The sequence below is a fragment of the Sabulibacter ruber genome, from assembly GCF_017355955.1.
In the GTDB taxonomy this organism is placed as follows: Bacteria; Bacteroidota; Bacteroidia; order Cytophagales; family Hymenobacteraceae; genus Nibribacter; species Nibribacter ruber_A.
In genome coordinates this window covers 57127-71776 of record NZ_JAFFID010000001.1, presented here as the reverse complement: position 1 = coordinate 71776, position 14650 = coordinate 57127, and the positions used below count along the sequence as shown (strand labels likewise).

Below are 14650 nucleotides of genomic sequence, written 5' to 3'. Positions count from 1 at the left end.
CATGGCTACTGCAAACCTCACCAACGTAGCTACCTTCAAAGGTACCCAGATCACGGGCGTTACCATAAGCCAGAGCGGCCGGCTGTTCGCCAACTTTCCCCGGTGGCACAAGGACCTGCCATATTCCGTGGTGGAAGTACTGGCCAACGGGCAATACCGGCCTTACCCAGACGAGGCCTGGAATGCCTGGCACGGGCAGCCCGAGCCCAACACCTTCACCTGCGTGCAGTCGGTGGTGGCGCACGGGGATTCCCTCTTCGTGCTGGACCCGGCCAGTCCCATGATGAAAGGGGTGGTAGGCAACGCCATGCTCTACGAGTTTGATCTGGAGTCTAACACGCTCAAGAACAGCTGGATTTTTGACCGGACCATCGCCCCTGAGAAGTCTTACCTAAACGACCTGCGCATTGACCGAAAGGCGGGCAAGATCTACATCACTGAGTCTGGGGTGGGCGCAATTATTGTGCTTGACCTGAAGACCGGGGCACCCCGCCGCCTGCTGGACGACCACCCCTCCACCAAATCAGAGGACGTGTGGCTGACGGTGGAAGGCGAGCGTTGGGTGAAGGACGGCGAGAAACCCCAGATGCACGCAGACGGCATCGCGCTCTCCAACGACGGGCAGTACCTCTACTACCACGCCCTCACCGGCTATACGCTGTACCGCATCCCCACCAGGGCACTGAACGACGAGTCGCTGGATGCCGCCGCCCTGAACTCTCAGGTGGAGAACCTGGGCAAAACCCCGGCCCCGGACGGGATGATCTTTGATAAGAACAGCAACCTCTACCTGGGCGACCTTGAGAGGAACGCCATCATGTGCCGCACCCCGGACGGTGAACTGAAAACCCTTGTGGAAGGGAAAGACCTGAAATGGCCTGATACCTTCACCATAGACCAGCACGATAATTTCTACTTCACCACCTCGCGCATCCATGAGGCAGTGGGCGACATCTCGGGGCTGGACTTTCATATCTTCAGGGTACCCTTGTCCGAAAGTTAGAAGCAGTTTGTGCGTTCACCATCTGAAGGAAAGAAAGCCGATTTAACGCTGTTTTCCTTAAAACAGACGCAAAACAGAACCTTTGCCGCAGGTAAGATACCCACCGTTAGGTTGAACCTTGCTCTTCAAGATTAGCATTCAAAAGAAAGCCGCCTGCCGGGGATGTTCACACCCGAAGACAGGCGGCTTTCTTTTACCTAGATTATCATTTTGCCTCAGGCAATGCTCCTGTAGAACTCACACCAGGCTCCTGATCACCCGGCAGGGGTTGCCAGCGGCGAACACATCGGCCGGAATGTCCTTTGTCACCACGCTTCCTGCCCCTATGGTGGTGTTGCTCCCGATGGTGACACCAGGGCAGATGATGGCCCCGCCCCCAATCCAGACGTTATCCCCGATAGTGATGGGGGAAGCCAGCTCCGGCCCCTTGATCCTTTCCGAGGCAATTACAGGGTGATAGGCGGTGTAGATCTGCACATAAGGCCCGCACATCACATTGTCCCCAATGGTAACCTTGGCGCAGTCCAGGATCACGCAGTTGAAGTTCATGAAGAAGTTTTCTCCCACGGAGATGTGCGCCCCGTAATCGCAGAAGAACGGGGGCTGGATGTCAATGGTGGAGCAGCCGCCCAGCAAATCTTTAAGCACGCTGTTCCTCTCTTCCAGAGGGGCACCCATCAGGGCGTTGTACCTTGAGAGAAGCAGCCTGGCCTTATCCCGCATCTGCACCAGTACCTGGTCCCAGACCTGGTACAACTCCCCGTCCAGCATCTTCTGCAATTCGCTTTTATCTTCCATATTCTTATTTTTGATTTAGATGATCTCCAAGCCCTTACTCTGGTGTGGCTTAAGCCAGTGGATCATGGCTAACAATGTCAGAATTAACTTTAATTAAAAGACGAGAAAGGATCAGTCCTGCATTAGGTTAGAAAGAGCAAGAGGCGCCAATCTCTCACTGATTCATCGGCAGATAGCTTACCTTTTCATCAAGTATTCGTCACCAGATAACCTTTTTCCTTTGAGTTGTTGGAAAATGATTTATTCTTTAGGCCTGCATCTTAATACAAAATTTAAAGGAAATGTGCTCTTTTCAACATAGAAAGCATTTCTTATCATTAGTACAATGGTTCTCCTAAAGGCTACAAGCCCTTAATTACCCCCTGCCCTGTTCACTTCTTCCAAGTCTATCTGGCGCTTCTTCGCATCAAACTTCTCGCCTTTGTTGAAACGGTAGCGTATGTTCACTCTGAAGCTCTGGGTTCCGTTATATTGCTGTGAGTTGATTGAATTTCCGTTGATAGTGGTTTCACCAGCTATTCTTTTGGTCCTGAATATATCTGTCACGCTCAGGCTCAGATCCAGTTTTTCATTTATAAAAGATCTCTTCAAGCCAGCATCCACCCACCAGTTAGCCTCCAATTGGTAGAGACCATAGGCAATCGGGCCCTGATAACCTGCCTTTACCTCCATGCGAACACCTGCGGGCAATAGTAGGTTATGGTTGGTTTGTGCCAGAAAAGTCACCTGCTTGTTCCGCAGGACCTGATCATTTCTGTTTTGGGCAAAGCTTTGATAGAGCAGGGTGGCATTATTACTCATTTCCCACTTCGCTGATACCCGCACCGGGGCAACCAAGGTGGCGCTCATGCTTCTCATATCATCTATGTTCTGCTGCTGCAATACGGTGACTTGATCAGACGAAATCTGGGCCGGAACCTCAGCTATGAAATCTTTTGTAAGGGAGTAGTCCAACACCAGATTATAACGCTGCCTGAAAGTTTGGGCAAGGGAGAAAGAGTGCGTGTACTGCGGCTTCAGGTAAGGGTTACCCTGTACCAGCGAATAGGGGTCCAGATAGAACATAAACGGATTAAGCAATTCATAACGCGGCCTGTTTATTCTTCGGTTGTAACTGTAGCTGATCTGATAATCATCATGCACGTTCTGCTGTAAAAACAAGCTAGGAAACAGGTCCAGGTATCTCCGGTCGGTGCTTTGGTTGAGGGTCACAGAACGGCCCTTTGTTACGGTCTGCTCTGCCCGTAATCCTCCCTGCAAGTTCCACTTCTTACCAAGTTGAGCAGCGTAGTTAGCATAGGCAGCAACAATGTTTTCTTCATAAATAAAGTGGTTACTTCTGCTCTCGTCCAGTCTCTTTCCATCGCCAACTGCTGTATAAAAGCGGAGCTCATTGTCTGATAGGACAAGGCTTGCCTTAGCTCCCAGTTCCAGTTTACCCGCCTTTCCAAGCGGTTTTGTAAAATCAGTTCTGGCTGAGTAAATATCATAACTGGCGGGGTTTTCAGAAAGCAACAGATCTGTTCTGACCGGCGATTCATTGCCCAGGCTGTCATACTTGTTCAGAAATGTGCCTTTGTCATTACTCATCAACCGCACATAGTCTACATCAGCCGAAAGTGTGGTGCCCAGTGTATCTAGTTTGCCCAGATAGTGCATGTTTAAGGTACTGTTGCTGTACCTTGTTTTTGATACGTTTTTGGCATTTACATACAAATCCTCTAAGGGGTTAGCATGGCGCAAATATGCGTTTGCCTGCACCTGATCTTCGGTCTTGTAACGGGAAATGCTCCCTAGCATTCCAATACTAAGTTGGTCATTGAGGGAATACTCCGTTCCCATGCGTAAAGCAGGCACAAAACGGGATCCCTCTTCTTCCAGCTGTTGATTTAGGCTCAGGTCTTTGTTTTGAGAAGAGGTACGCTGCATGTGGTTGTCGCGGAAGCTTGTGCGCTCCGCCATATCCAAGGTGGCAAAGGAGTTCCACCTACCTTGCTTATAGTTCAGGTCGGCGCCGCCGGTATAGCCGTGCAACTCGGCATACTGGTACCCGGTATACACGCTGCCACTCATCCCGGCCAGGGTATTCTTTTTGAGGTTAATGTTAATGATGCCAGAAGCACCCTCTGCGTCATATTTGGCCGAAGGATTGGTGATGATCTCCAACTCCTTTATGTTCTCAGCCGACATGCTCTGCAGCAGGTTCTGCAGCTCTTTACCACTCAGGTAAGACGCCCTGCCATCAATCATCACCTGCACACCCGCCTTACCATTCAGCTTTACATTACCTTCCTGGTCTACCCCTACACCCGGAGATTTTGTAAGCACTTCATAGGCAGTGGCACCTCCTGCCATGGCAGTGCCTTCCACCGTCACTACCATCTTATCAGCCTGGGTTATCACGGTAGGGCGCATGGCTTGCACCACCACCTCTTGCAACGTCTCCGTATCTTCCTGTAAAGTAAGGGTGCCGAAGTCTTTGTGCATGCCAGGCCCGGTCACCTCAAACAAGGCGGTTTCCAGAGGCTTGTAGCCTATAAAGGTGAGCCGGAGTTTATACTTTCCAGCACCGGGTGCCACAACCTGGAAATTGCCTTCGGCACTGGCTGTTGTTCCGGTCACCACGGCTCCGTCGGCCTCCTTCAGCACGGCCACATTGACAAAGCCCAGTGGCTGCCCGCCTGCATCACGAACAGAGCCGGAGAGCACTCCTTGGGCCAGTAAGCTCTGGCTTAAACATATTGACAGGAGCAGAAAAAGAAATGTAGAGAGTTTCATAGTCTTGTTCAATTGTAGTTTTCTTCTTTCATCATCAGCTTTGCGCTGTTGATAGATCAAAGATTTACAGACAAGGCAGGCTATGAAACCTCATTCCATTGAATCGGGCCCTAAGGGGAATGAATCGGGAGAGAACCTCAATGAAAAAGAAAGGCTACGGGATGGAACACCTAACTGGTGGATCAAAAATTATCGTTTAGCATTTTCTATCTGGAAGGAAGATCTGAAGCATCTGCTGCTCGCATAGCTGATTAAGGGCTATTTCTGTGAAAACAGCCTCGAAACAGGAATCTATTCCATCATAAAGACCTAGGTGGACGCTTGCGCAAGAAATGAAAAGAAAGCTCTAAACTGCTTCCCGTTGAAGACTGTAAAGTCAGTCTCCTGTGCTTGCAAAATAGCAGGAACTTGCAGTAATTGGCTTTTCTCCGCAACACCTATTTACCCAACCTCCTGCCCCGCAGATGCGCTTTCCTCGTAACCTTTTACTGACAAGAGTTGGTACAGCAGCCTTCACATCAGTATTCTTCTACTACACGTTTGTCTTTATCAACCTGGGTACCATATTCTGGTATGAGGCTAGTGCCCTACGGGAATTGCTGCTCGTGTTCCTGTTCCTGCTCTCCACGTTCTGGGTACACGGTAAAATTGCAACCCTTTTCAATGCTCCCCCCTTTACCCACCTGCCTGGATATATCAAGGTCTTTATAGAGGCCGCTTCTGTTATTGTAGTCAGCCTCTTTTTGTGTCTTCTTTTTGTCTACTTACCAACCTTTATTCTACTGCCCGACACTGAGGTGCTGCCCATACGGGTAAGGTTAGGCTTTGTGGTAGGAGCCATTATCTCTCTTTTCTTCTATTATTTTGTAGAGCGCGAACGGAAAATAAAGCAACTGCAGGCAGAGCATTTACGGGCAGAGCAACTGCAAAAAGAGAGTTATCAGGCCCAGTTGGAGGCACTAAAAAACCAGGTAAACCCGCACTTCCTGTTCAACAGCCTGAACGTGCTTAATTCACTCATCTATGTTGATCAGGACAAGGCTACCCAGTTCCTGAGCCAGCTTTCAGAAGTTTACCGTTTCCTGCTTGACAGTAGCGGCAAACAGCTGGTGCCTTTGAAAAAGGAGCTTGAACTGGTCCATGCCTACATCTACCTGTTGAAGACACGGTTTGGTGATAATGTGCAGTTTACGGTAAAGGTGCCTGATGCATACCAGCAACTGGAACTCCCATCTACTGCGGTGCAAATGCTGCTTGAGAACGCAATCAAACACAATGGTTCCACTCCCCAAAAGCCGCTTCTGATCTCTATTTTTGTGGCAGACGGTAAGCTGGCGGTTAAGAACAACCTGCAGCCTCGGCTAGATGAAGTGAATTCAAACAAAATAGGCTTAAAGAACATTGGCACCAGGTACAGCTACCTCACCACGCAAAAAGTGGAAATAGAGCAAACGGAGGAGGCATTTACAGTGCGTCTGCCGTTACTAAAAGTAGAGCAACATGAAAACTCTGATTATTGAAGATGAGCAACTGGCAGCCGATGCCCTTGCTGCCATCATCATTCGGCTTAGGCCCGAAGCAGCCATTGTAGCCTCTATTGGCTCTGTAGAGGAGGCGGTAGAATGGCTAACATTGCACCAGAGCCCGGATCTGATCTTTTGCGACATTCACTTGTCAGACGGCAGCAGTTTTGAGATTTTCAAACTGGTAGAGGTAAAATGTCCGGTTATCTTCACTACGGCCTACAACCAATATGCCATAGAGGCCTTCCAGGTGAACAGCGTTGATTACCTGCTCAAGCCAATAAACCCCATGGAGGTAGCAAGGGCTATAAAGAAGCACGAAGATCTGAAACAGCACCATGTCTCCCAGGAACTAAGCAACCTTCGCCAATTGGTGCAGTCGTCACAGCCACAGGCCGCCCGTTCACGGTTTCTTGTAAAAAATGGGCAATCTATCAAAGCTATACCTGTTGAGGAGGTATCTTATTTCTGGGCCGAAGATGGCGTGGTATTTCTGGTAACGCAACCAGGTAAACGATACATCATCAACTACACCCTTGACCAGTTGGAAGAACAACTGGATAAAACCGCTTTTTTCCGTGCCAACCGGCAGCTCATTGTTCATATACACGCGGTGCGGGAAATAAGGCCTTATTTCAAAGGTCGTTTGCACCTATTACTTCAACCCGCACCAGAAACTGACATCATCGTGAGCAATAGCAAAGCGAATGCGTTTAAAGATTGGCTGGACCAGTAATAGCGTCTGTAGGGCATCAATAGGCTTACCAACTTTCTACATTGCTCATCCAAGGTTTTTTTAACGCTGTCTAGTGCTCTACTACTATCTCCAAGAGTGATGTAATGAGCTGCTTTAAGATAAACCTGGTGTTAATGTATTGAAGAAGAGCTATAAAAACTTGGAGGTACTTTCCCCTAACTACGTGCAACGCCGATCACTTTCAAGTAAGCGAATTTATGCATTGAAGACCCTCTATAAGTCTGCAGTTAATGGTTGTAATGCGGTTGGAAAATAGTGTGGTATGGCTGAAAAACCATATGAATCTTTAAGTTTACAACCTCATTGCAATGCCACCATCCAGAAAGCCGTTCCTACCTTTTGGGAGACTCTTCTTCCATTAGCACAGACAGCATAAGAACCTCTTAATGAAAAGAAAATACATTTTAAGTTTTTTAGCCATAGCACTGTTCCTTGCATTAAGCGTAACCGGTTGCTATGTCAATAACCAGCTTGGTAAAGTAGACTCCCAGGATGAGCGCAAAAGTGCATATTCCAAAATCCCCTACTATTCACCTGGGAAAGATGAATTCGTTAGCCCCAAAGAGATAGTCTATTACGCTGAAAAGGTAACCGGGGGAAACTCTGGTTTTGCGAGATTTTTCAAAACCTCTCCTAATGCCCCAAAGTCTGAGTTACCCAGACGTATGCTTACGAAAAAGGATTTCCCGGAAGTGCCTTCTTCTTATGCTGCCTATTGGTTAGGGCATTCCACAGCTATCATTGAGCTAGACGGCCACCGTGTTCTGATTGATCCGGTGTTTGGGAACGCGGGCCCCTTACCAATGATTGCCAAAAGGATGAGTGTGTCTCCCTTGCGGAGGGAAGAACTCCCGGACATTGATGTCGTCATCATCACCCATGACCACTATGATCACCTGGAAGCGGAAACCATTAAGTTTTTGGCCGATAAGGACATACAGTTCATCGCACCGCTAGCCGTGGGAACCAGGTTACAGGGCTGGGGAGTCCCGAAGAACAAAATCACCGAACTCGGTTGGTACCAGTCTGTGACCCACGGATCACTGAGTATAACCGCCTGCCCTACCGTGCATTACTCCGGGAGAAGTTACAATGACCGAAACAAGACCCTTTGGGCTTCTTATGTGATCAAGGGGAAAGAGAAGAACCTTTACTGGAGCGGCGATACGGGTTATGGAGAGCATTTCAAGGAGATTGGCAGGAAGTACGGTCCCTTTGACCTGGCCTTTATGGAGATTGATGCGTGGAACAATGGATGGCCCAACACCCACCTTTTCCCGGAGCAGGTTATCAAAGCTAGCCAGGATGTAAATGCCAAAATCCTGTTCCCGATCCATTTCTCCACCTTTGATCTGGCGCTACACCCTTGGGATGAATCTATCAATATGGTGGCTGATTTGGCCGCACAGAACAACATAGAACTAATAACACCGGTGATGGGTCAGAAAGTGATACCGGGAGAAACTAAGACAACAGCATGGTGGATGCTGAAATAGATGTGTTAAATATGGGAGGTTGCCTAAGGTTTCCAGGTTCCAGAGATCAGGATAAGGGCGCTTGCAAACTTCTGCGCATGCATTTTTCTTCAAAATAATCCCAGCTTCAAACATTTAGTTTGCGGCTTTTCTGCCTAGGTTCTGTTGCTTACTTTCGCTTCAGTTCTAGCAAATGCCAGGATTGAAGCACTTCATGAAAGTGCCACCAATTGCATTAAATGAGATAGTAGACCTGAACCTAATCAAAGAGGGTAGCTGCTGACGATTTCCCGGGAATGAACCTGTAAACAAAATTTTGCGGAGTTGAACTTCCTGCATTTTTTGCGCCAGCAGGACTTTGCCAAAAGAAGAAATATAGAAGCCCGACCCACCCGGTTCGGCCCAAAGCGTTCCTATCGGCAGCCCCTACCCCTTCGGTATAAGGCACAGGTGCGTGCATACGTTTCCCTTAGGGATTACGGGCCCAGCTGGGCCTCCCGGGGAAAGCCCCTGACGCGTTGCGCCTTCAACCTGTCCATGGCCATTCCCCAACCAGAGGTCAGGTAGCCCCTACCTATCCATATAGGCTTGGTGGCTCACGATGAGCACCTTCTCCTCGGGCAGGAGCAGGTATCCGTAATCGTAGCAGAAGTGGTACGTGTTGCCCTTCTGGGTGCGGTAGAGGTGGGTGAGGTAGCGGAAGTCGAAGCCCGCCAGCGACAGCGCCTCGCGCCGGAGGGTGGTCTTGCCCTCGGGGCTGAAGCGCTGCAGGATCTGGCGGTTCCGCCGCAGGACCAGGTTGATGTCCCGCATGGCTTTCTCGCCCCGGTCCTGCAGCTTCCGCTGGTTGCCGGACCTTGCCCGGCACTGGTCGGAGCAGAATTTCTTGTCGGCCCGGCCTGCGAGGGGCTCCCCGCAGTGGCCGCAAAGCTTCCCTTTAGTCTCCATATCAGAGTTTATCCGAATACATCCGTTTATATCCGTATCATCCGGATACATACGGACCTATACGGGTAGTTTACGGTTAGGTAAATGCTCGGCGCTATATTGGAGACGAAAACCCAAAGAACTATGTACCAGTATCCTACACCTGCTGCAACCCTCTACCTCAATCCCCTGGAGCATGGGGGAAAGCAGTTTATCCGAATCTGGCACAGACCGGACCGGCGCATCTCAAGGAGGCTGAGGGAGAGCGGCGCGGCCAAATACAGCAAGACCTATAAATGCTACGTGACGCACCGGACCCCGCAGGCCATCGAGCGGCTGCACCAGGCCTTCCAAGGGGTAGCGTTGGTGGACACCCGCTACCTGAACCGGCCCAGGCGGCTCCGCCCTGACCTTGGCGCAACGGTGAAGGGGGAAAGCAGGCAGGCGGAGCCGCTTGGGAAGCTGCCAGACCTGCCGGTGGTGCGCCTCCAGCCGCTGCTGCACGGAGGGAAGGAAGTGCTGCAGGTAAGCTTCGCCTTCGATAGGGAGATCTATCCCAGGCTGAAGGATTGCGGTGCCTGCGCCTGGCTACCGGAGGAGAGGTGCTTCGCCCTGGGGACCGGCTCCGGGGATCTGCACCGGCTCCTGGACTGCCTGGAGGGGGCGGCGAACGTGTGGCTGGCCGGTACGGTGAAAGTGAGGGACATGGCCGTGATGCGCCGGCTCTGGGAGCAGACCTACTCCAAGGACATCGGTTACCTCACCTGCCCCCTGGATTACCTGGAGAAACTGCAGCTGCTCAACTACTCTATGTCTACCATCCGCACCTACCACTCCCTCTTGGTGCGCTTCCTGAACGCCCACCGGGAACAGGGGCTGGAGGCAGTCAAGGCTTTTGCATCGGAGGAGATAAACCGCTACCATCGTGCCATGGTGCAGAGCCAGGCGTACTCCTTTTCCCTTGTGAACCAGAGCATCAACGCGGTGAAGTTCTACTACCAGCGGGTACTGGGCCGCCATGGGCTGGACCTCACGCAGGTGGAGCGCCCGGAGAAGGCCGAGCGGCTTCCAACCGTGCTGAGCAAGCAGGAGGTGACCTGTATCCTCTCTGCTACGGGGAACCTGAAGCACCGCTGCCTGTTGCAGCTGCTCTACGCCGGGGGGCTGCGTATCGGCGAGGTCATCAACCTAGAAGATAACGGACGTGCAGTCCGAGCGGAACCTGCTGCTGATAAGAGGCGGCAAGGGCAAGAAAGACCGCACCACGCTGCTTTCCAAAAGGCTGCTGGAGAGCCTGAGGGCCTATTACCGGGAGTACCGGCCGAAGGTGTGGCTCTTCGAGGGGCCCCAGGGCGGGCAGTACACCGCCGACAGCATCCGCCACGTGTTCAACGCCTGCCTGGCCAAATCGGGGGTGACCAGGAAGGTGACGCCCCACTCGCTGCGGCACTCCTTCGCCACCCACCTGCTGGAGCAGGGAACGAACCTGCGCTACATCCAGACGCTGCTGGGCCACAAGTCCAGCAAGACTACCGAGATCTACACCCACATCACTAGCCATGGGCTGGAGGGTATCGTAAGCCCGCTTGACAATCTTTGAATAACAGCTATATTAGGGATATGGAACCAAGGAAGGGAAAAGGCAGGTATCTGGTGCAAGATGGCTTGGAAAACAGTTATCTGGTCTCCATCCAAAGTGCCAATAACCGGAACAGCTCCATATACACAATAGTTGGCAATAATAAGAATGATAAAATTAATTAAGTTATTCTGGGTTCTTGCATTAATTTCTAGTTGTAAATCAGAAATTGCCAAGCCTGTTTACGACTCAATTGAACTGTCATTCAGCAGTGGCTGGCCTTATGCGTTCAGCCTAAAAATTGATTCAGCTAATGTTGTTAGTAAGTGTGACTATAAAATCATCAGCAAAATTGAATCAGTGAAATGCTTTTGCGATACACTAAGTCAAAGCTCGGTCGACTCCTTAAATTACTTCGTGTCAGAACTTAAGAATAGAAAACCAGATTCAGTGTACGCAGAGAATTGCCAAGATTGCTCATGGTACACGATTCGAATAAATGAAACTGAAGGAAGGATAGAATCTGAAATAACTGGAGATAGGCATAAAAATCTTATAGACAGTTTAGCGGATTTTATACTGCGGCACTCTTATGGAATGAAAAACAGGGTTGATACGGTATACTCCTTTCCTTTAACGGAGAGGCTTGTTCCAACTCCTCCGCCAATGCAGGTAGAAACAAAGTTTACGCCACTTAGAAAAATATAAAATTACTATTGCCAACAACACCTAAACGGCAGCCTCGGCCAATGGCCTCGCCCGTCGTTTAGCAAAGACGTTGGCAGTAAGAAAAAATAATAAAATAAGATTATGGAAACTATTAACAGATTGACACATGATTTTGTGTATGCTACTTTCAAAAATGGAAAAACAATTTCTTATCCTGACTTTCAAAAGGCTATAATTGTAGAATCAGCCGACTATTTCATTAAAAGAAAGTTGAATAAGCATGAAAAACTGCCAAAGTTTGGTAATGAATACTTTAATTATGATTATGAACTAGTAGACCATCAAGAGAACCCAATATTCCCAAAAATTGGGACATATAAATTATTAAACATATCATCATTTTATAATACTGCAAGTTATCCAATGAACCGCTCTTGGATTTTATATAAATTAATAAGTAATGAAGGAAGTCTAATAGAATTTAAAGTACTAGGTAATTCCATGATAACTACATTAGAATTACTGTACTCTACGATGGATTTAATATTACATAGTGGAGGTTGGGAAGCTTATAAAATTATCAATGACGATAAGTATATTTTAATTAAAGATGATAAGCTTATATATGATAGGAACTCTACTTTCTCATAACTAAAGCTTGTTACTTACTTAAAATTCCTACTGCCAACATTGTGTAAACAGCAGCCGGCCGACGGCCTCGCCCGCCGCTTACACGAGACCGTTGTACAAAATATTAAATATGAAGCAGCTTCTTCTAATAGCATTTATGTTGCTCGCTTGGCAGTATGGCTTTGGGCAGAGGCTAAGTCAAGAAGAATTAGTGAACTTTTATGAATCAGCAATCAGCGACTATTACTCAGATAATATATTCAACCAAGAAGAAAAGGAGCATCTTATTTTAAGCGACAGCCTACCGAATGGGATTAGATTAACCTACCCTAGGTTCACCCTTAAACCTGTGACCGAAGACGCTGCCGTACAAATCATCGAGGGAAGAAAAGGGAAAAGTGGCAGGCTTGACAAAATCTTCTTTAAAGAAATCAGCCCAGATACGGTGGATATAAACATTGGCGGATGGAGCGTCACGGTAAAGCGCGTATTCAGAATCTATAAAGGCAGGCTGATAACAAAAGACATAAACTTTGCCGTTGGCTGTGGCGGCACAATGGGATATATTCCCAACGCAAGACTGGTTTACAACAGAGAAAGCAGAAAATGGGATTACTATTCCTACGCTACGTTGCTTGAAAAGAGAAAAGCAGAATTGGAGACCAGAAGAAAGTAAAAATTACTTTGTACAACACTGTATAAACAGCAAGCTACGTCCGACGGCCTTGCTCGTTGTTTATACTAGTCCGTTAGCAATAATAGAAATGAAAATTTTAATTACCATTTTATTGATACTTTTCACTTTAGCAGGACTTAAACCCGCCTTAGGGGAAAGTTGTAAATCTGTAAGCAATAATACTTTTACATATTTAGAAAGTGACACGACACTAAATAACCTCCGACTAAAAAATTACCTAAGAACGAGAAACTTTGAGCTGGTCAAGCAACAGTATCCCGCTCGAATAAAAGATGCATCTTTAAAGTGGGACATGTTTACGTCCATCGACACCTGCACCATGCTTTTCGATGCGACAAAATTTAGCACTCCTTACGACAGCATCGCCTTGATTCGGCTTTATCTGATTGCGCAGACACTAATAGAAGAAAAATCACCTGTAATACTTACAACTGGCTCAAACGGGAACGGTGGACGTGGACTTGCTAATCTAGACTTAATAACTCGCAAGTATGGATTCATCTACCTAACTGTTGGTAGCCTGTCCTGTTCACCTTCTAGGATTAATGTTGCATTGGAGCGGTTCAACGAAGTGACAATGGCTTATCTCAACAAGGTAAATCCTCAGGGTTGGGCAAATGATATGGAAAAAGAAATAAAAGCGCATCAGCAAATAAGTAGGAGAAAATAAAAAACTACTATTGCTAACATTGTATAAAAATCATGCTTCGGCCGACGGCCTAGCACGTTTTTTATACTAACCGTTGGGTAAAAGAATAAATATGAAAAGAAATGGACAAGAACGTTCAAGGAGATATTCAAAAGTTGATTGACTATTCTGTAGGCTTTGCAGAATCACTTCTGACTGACTCTGGAGAATTTTTCCCATTTGGAGCTAAAATCTACTTATCAGGAGAGCTAAAACCAGTTGGCTACTATGAGGAGGATGAATTCCCCGAAAGCCAGAAAGTAATAGATGTACTTTCTACTGTTTTTGAAAAAGAATTGAATGGAAAGGTAATAAGGAGCTACTGTATCGCTTATGACGTCAGGGTTACAAATGAAGATTTCCCTACCCCGACAGATGCGATTGTGATACTATTCAAGCACATGGACTTGAATTGTGAATTGAACTACTACTACCCTTATAAGTTGAAAGAAAACTCTGGGATAGAATTCCTGGAGCCTTGGGCAGAGCAAAAGTAAAAATTCCTTTACCCAACAAGGTATAAACGTCACCTCGGCCGACGGCCTTCGGCGTCGTTTATACAAGTACGTTAGTGGTAAGCTTGAATACAAATGAAAACTAAGGAATTAATATTCATTAAGATGCTTGGGCTTGCCATGACAATTCTGTACGGCTGGAGCTTTCTATGGATTTCTATAATGTACTTGTATGGCGGATTGTATTATCCTATCAAAGAATCAGGGATTAGAAAGTATATTCCGTTTGAGATTACTGTTGTGGCCTTTTCTACTATTATCATTGGGCTAATAATCTTCTATGTAAAAAGAAAATCATTCTGGTCAGTTTTACTTCAGAACATAGGATTGATAATAATATCAGTTCCTTTATTCGCGACTATTGTAGGATACTTTGAAAATGGATTCGACGAACCAGAAAGTTTAAAATTTGTTTACACCAGCATATTTTCCTTACAATACTAACCATTAACTTAAATGACTGGGTAAAAATAAAAAAGCCTACCGCTAACAACACCTAAACGTCAGCCTTAGGCCGACGGCCTCGCCCGTCGTTTAGCCCAGTACGTTGTATGGCATTGAATACATTAAAAAACAGCACAACATCAATTAAACTGATAGATTAAGTAAAC

Annotated in this window: 14 protein-coding genes and 1 pseudogene; 12 read left to right on the top strand and 3 right to left on the bottom strand. The window is 47.5% G+C overall.

Features of this window, described 5'->3' with window-relative positions:
• Position 1 precedes the first annotated feature (1 nt).
• A complete protein-coding gene (locus JT719_RS00285; RefSeq protein WP_207429950.1) occupies positions 2–1003 on the top strand; it encodes an SMP-30/gluconolactonase/LRE family protein in 1002 nt (333 codons plus the stop codon).
• Between the two features lie 237 nt (positions 1004–1240).
• Here the strand turns inward: JT719_RS00285 and JT719_RS00280 are convergent, their stop codons facing one another.
• Entirely contained in the window at positions 1241–1801 is a 561-nt protein-coding gene (locus tag JT719_RS00280; RefSeq protein WP_207429948.1) for a sugar O-acetyltransferase, read from the bottom strand.
• 351 nt (positions 1802–2152) lie between these two features.
• Positions 2153–4579 (bottom strand): outer membrane beta-barrel family protein, encoded by a 2427-nt coding sequence (locus JT719_RS00275; protein ID WP_207429946.1) that lies wholly within the window; start codon positions 4577–4579, stop codon positions 2153–2155.
• A 464-nt stretch (positions 4580–5043) separates the two neighbouring features.
• Here JT719_RS00275 and JT719_RS00270 point away from each other — a divergent pair, with 464 nt between their 5' ends.
• From JT719_RS00270 to JT719_RS00260, 3 genes are all read left to right on the top strand, one after another.
• Complete coding sequence (locus JT719_RS00270; protein ID WP_207429944.1) at positions 5044–6099, top strand: sensor histidine kinase; 1056 nt, start codon at positions 5044–5046, stop codon at positions 6097–6099.
• On the top strand, positions 6080–6838 hold the full coding sequence (locus JT719_RS00265) for a LytR/AlgR family response regulator transcription factor (protein WP_207429942.1): 759 nt from the start codon (positions 6080–6082) through the stop codon (positions 6836–6838). The genes JT719_RS00270 and JT719_RS00265 overlap by 20 nt, the downstream gene beginning before the upstream one ends.
• 686 nt (positions 6839–7524) lie before the next feature.
• Positions 7525–8355 carry an MBL fold metallo-hydrolase gene (locus JT719_RS00260; RefSeq protein WP_242693024.1) on the top strand — a complete coding sequence of 277 codons (831 nt, stop codon included), beginning with the start codon at positions 7525–7527 and terminating at the stop codon, positions 8353–8355.
• 549 nt (positions 8356–8904) lie between these two features.
• On the opposite strand, the gene JT719_RS00255 is transcribed toward JT719_RS00260, so the two are convergent.
• Positions 8905–9333 (bottom strand): hypothetical protein, encoded by a 429-nt coding sequence (locus JT719_RS00255; protein ID WP_207429937.1) that lies wholly within the window; start codon positions 9331–9333, stop codon positions 8905–8907.
• A gap of 33 nt (positions 9334–9366) precedes the next feature.
• Here JT719_RS00255 and JT719_RS25475 point away from each other — a divergent pair.
• The 8 genes and pseudogenes from JT719_RS25475 to JT719_RS00220 all read left to right on the top strand — a co-directional run.
• Positions 9367–10218: pseudogene (locus JT719_RS25475) on the top strand (tyrosine-type recombinase/integrase); the annotation flags it as partial.
• A 247-nt stretch (positions 10219–10465) separates the two neighbouring features.
• Complete coding sequence (locus JT719_RS00250) at positions 10466–10861, top strand: tyrosine-type recombinase/integrase (RefSeq protein WP_341350722.1); 396 nt, start codon at positions 10466–10468, stop codon at positions 10859–10861.
• A 147-nt stretch (positions 10862–11008) separates the two neighbouring features.
• On the top strand, positions 11009–11548 hold the full coding sequence (locus JT719_RS00245; RefSeq protein ID WP_207429935.1) for a hypothetical protein: 540 nt from the start codon (positions 11009–11011) through the stop codon (positions 11546–11548).
• A 102-nt stretch (positions 11549–11650) separates the two neighbouring features.
• Positions 11651–12160, top strand: a complete 510-nt coding sequence (locus tag JT719_RS00240) for a hypothetical protein (RefSeq protein ID WP_207429933.1) — start codon at positions 11651–11653, stop codon at positions 12158–12160.
• A 109-nt stretch (positions 12161–12269) separates the two neighbouring features.
• Positions 12270–12815 (top strand): hypothetical protein, encoded by a 546-nt coding sequence (locus JT719_RS00235; protein ID WP_207429931.1) that lies wholly within the window; start codon positions 12270–12272, stop codon positions 12813–12815.
• Positions 12775–13506, top strand: a complete 732-nt coding sequence (locus JT719_RS00230) for a hypothetical protein (protein WP_207429929.1) — start codon at positions 12775–12777, stop codon at positions 13504–13506. The genes JT719_RS00235 and JT719_RS00230 overlap by 41 nt, the downstream gene beginning before the upstream one ends.
• Before the next feature lie 101 nt (positions 13507–13607).
• The gene (locus JT719_RS00225; protein WP_207429927.1) at positions 13608–14021 is read left to right on the top strand and encodes a hypothetical protein; all 414 of its coding nucleotides are present in this window, start codon (positions 13608–13610) and stop codon (positions 14019–14021) included.
• A 93-nt stretch (positions 14022–14114) separates the two neighbouring features.
• The gene (locus JT719_RS00220) at positions 14115–14483 is read left to right on the top strand and encodes a hypothetical protein (RefSeq protein ID WP_207429925.1); all 369 of its coding nucleotides are present in this window, start codon (positions 14115–14117) and stop codon (positions 14481–14483) included.
• The last annotated feature ends 167 nt before the right edge of the window (positions 14484–14650 follow it).

Bases quoted from the DNA above. Each gene is read 5' to 3' on its own strand.
- JT719_RS00220 (WP_207429925.1), top strand. From the start codon at position 14,115: ATGAAAACTAAGGAATTAATATTCATTAAGATGCTTGGGCTTGCCATG.
- JT719_RS00270 (WP_207429944.1), top strand. From the start codon at position 5,044: ATGCGCTTTCCTCGTAACCTTTTACTGACAAGAGTTGGTACAGCAGCC.
- JT719_RS00240 (WP_207429933.1), top strand. From the start codon at position 11,651: ATGGAAACTATTAACAGATTGACACATGATTTTGTGTATGCTACTTTC.
- JT719_RS00275 (WP_207429946.1), bottom strand. From the start codon at position 4,579: ATGAAACTCTCTACATTTCTTTTTCTGCTCCTGTCAATATGTTTAAGC.
- JT719_RS00225 (WP_207429927.1), top strand. From the start codon at position 13,608: ATGGACAAGAACGTTCAAGGAGATATTCAAAAGTTGATTGACTATTCT.
- JT719_RS00285 (WP_207429950.1), top strand. From the start codon at position 2: ATGGCTACTGCAAACCTCACCAACGTAGCTACCTTCAAAGGTACCCAG.
- JT719_RS00265 (WP_207429942.1), top strand. From the start codon at position 6,080: ATGAAAACTCTGATTATTGAAGATGAGCAACTGGCAGCCGATGCCCTT.
- JT719_RS00260 (WP_242693024.1), top strand. From the start codon at position 7,525: ATGCTTACGAAAAAGGATTTCCCGGAAGTGCCTTCTTCTTATGCTGCC.
- JT719_RS00280 (WP_207429948.1), bottom strand. From the start codon at position 1,801: ATGGAAGATAAAAGCGAATTGCAGAAGATGCTGGACGGGGAGTTGTAC.
- JT719_RS00235 (WP_207429931.1), top strand. From the start codon at position 12,270: ATGAAGCAGCTTCTTCTAATAGCATTTATGTTGCTCGCTTGGCAGTAT.
- JT719_RS00255 (WP_207429937.1), bottom strand. From the start codon at position 9,333: ATGTATCCGGATGATACGGATATAAACGGATGTATTCGGATAAACTCT.
- JT719_RS00245 (WP_207429935.1), top strand. From the start codon at position 11,009: ATGATAAAATTAATTAAGTTATTCTGGGTTCTTGCATTAATTTCTAGT.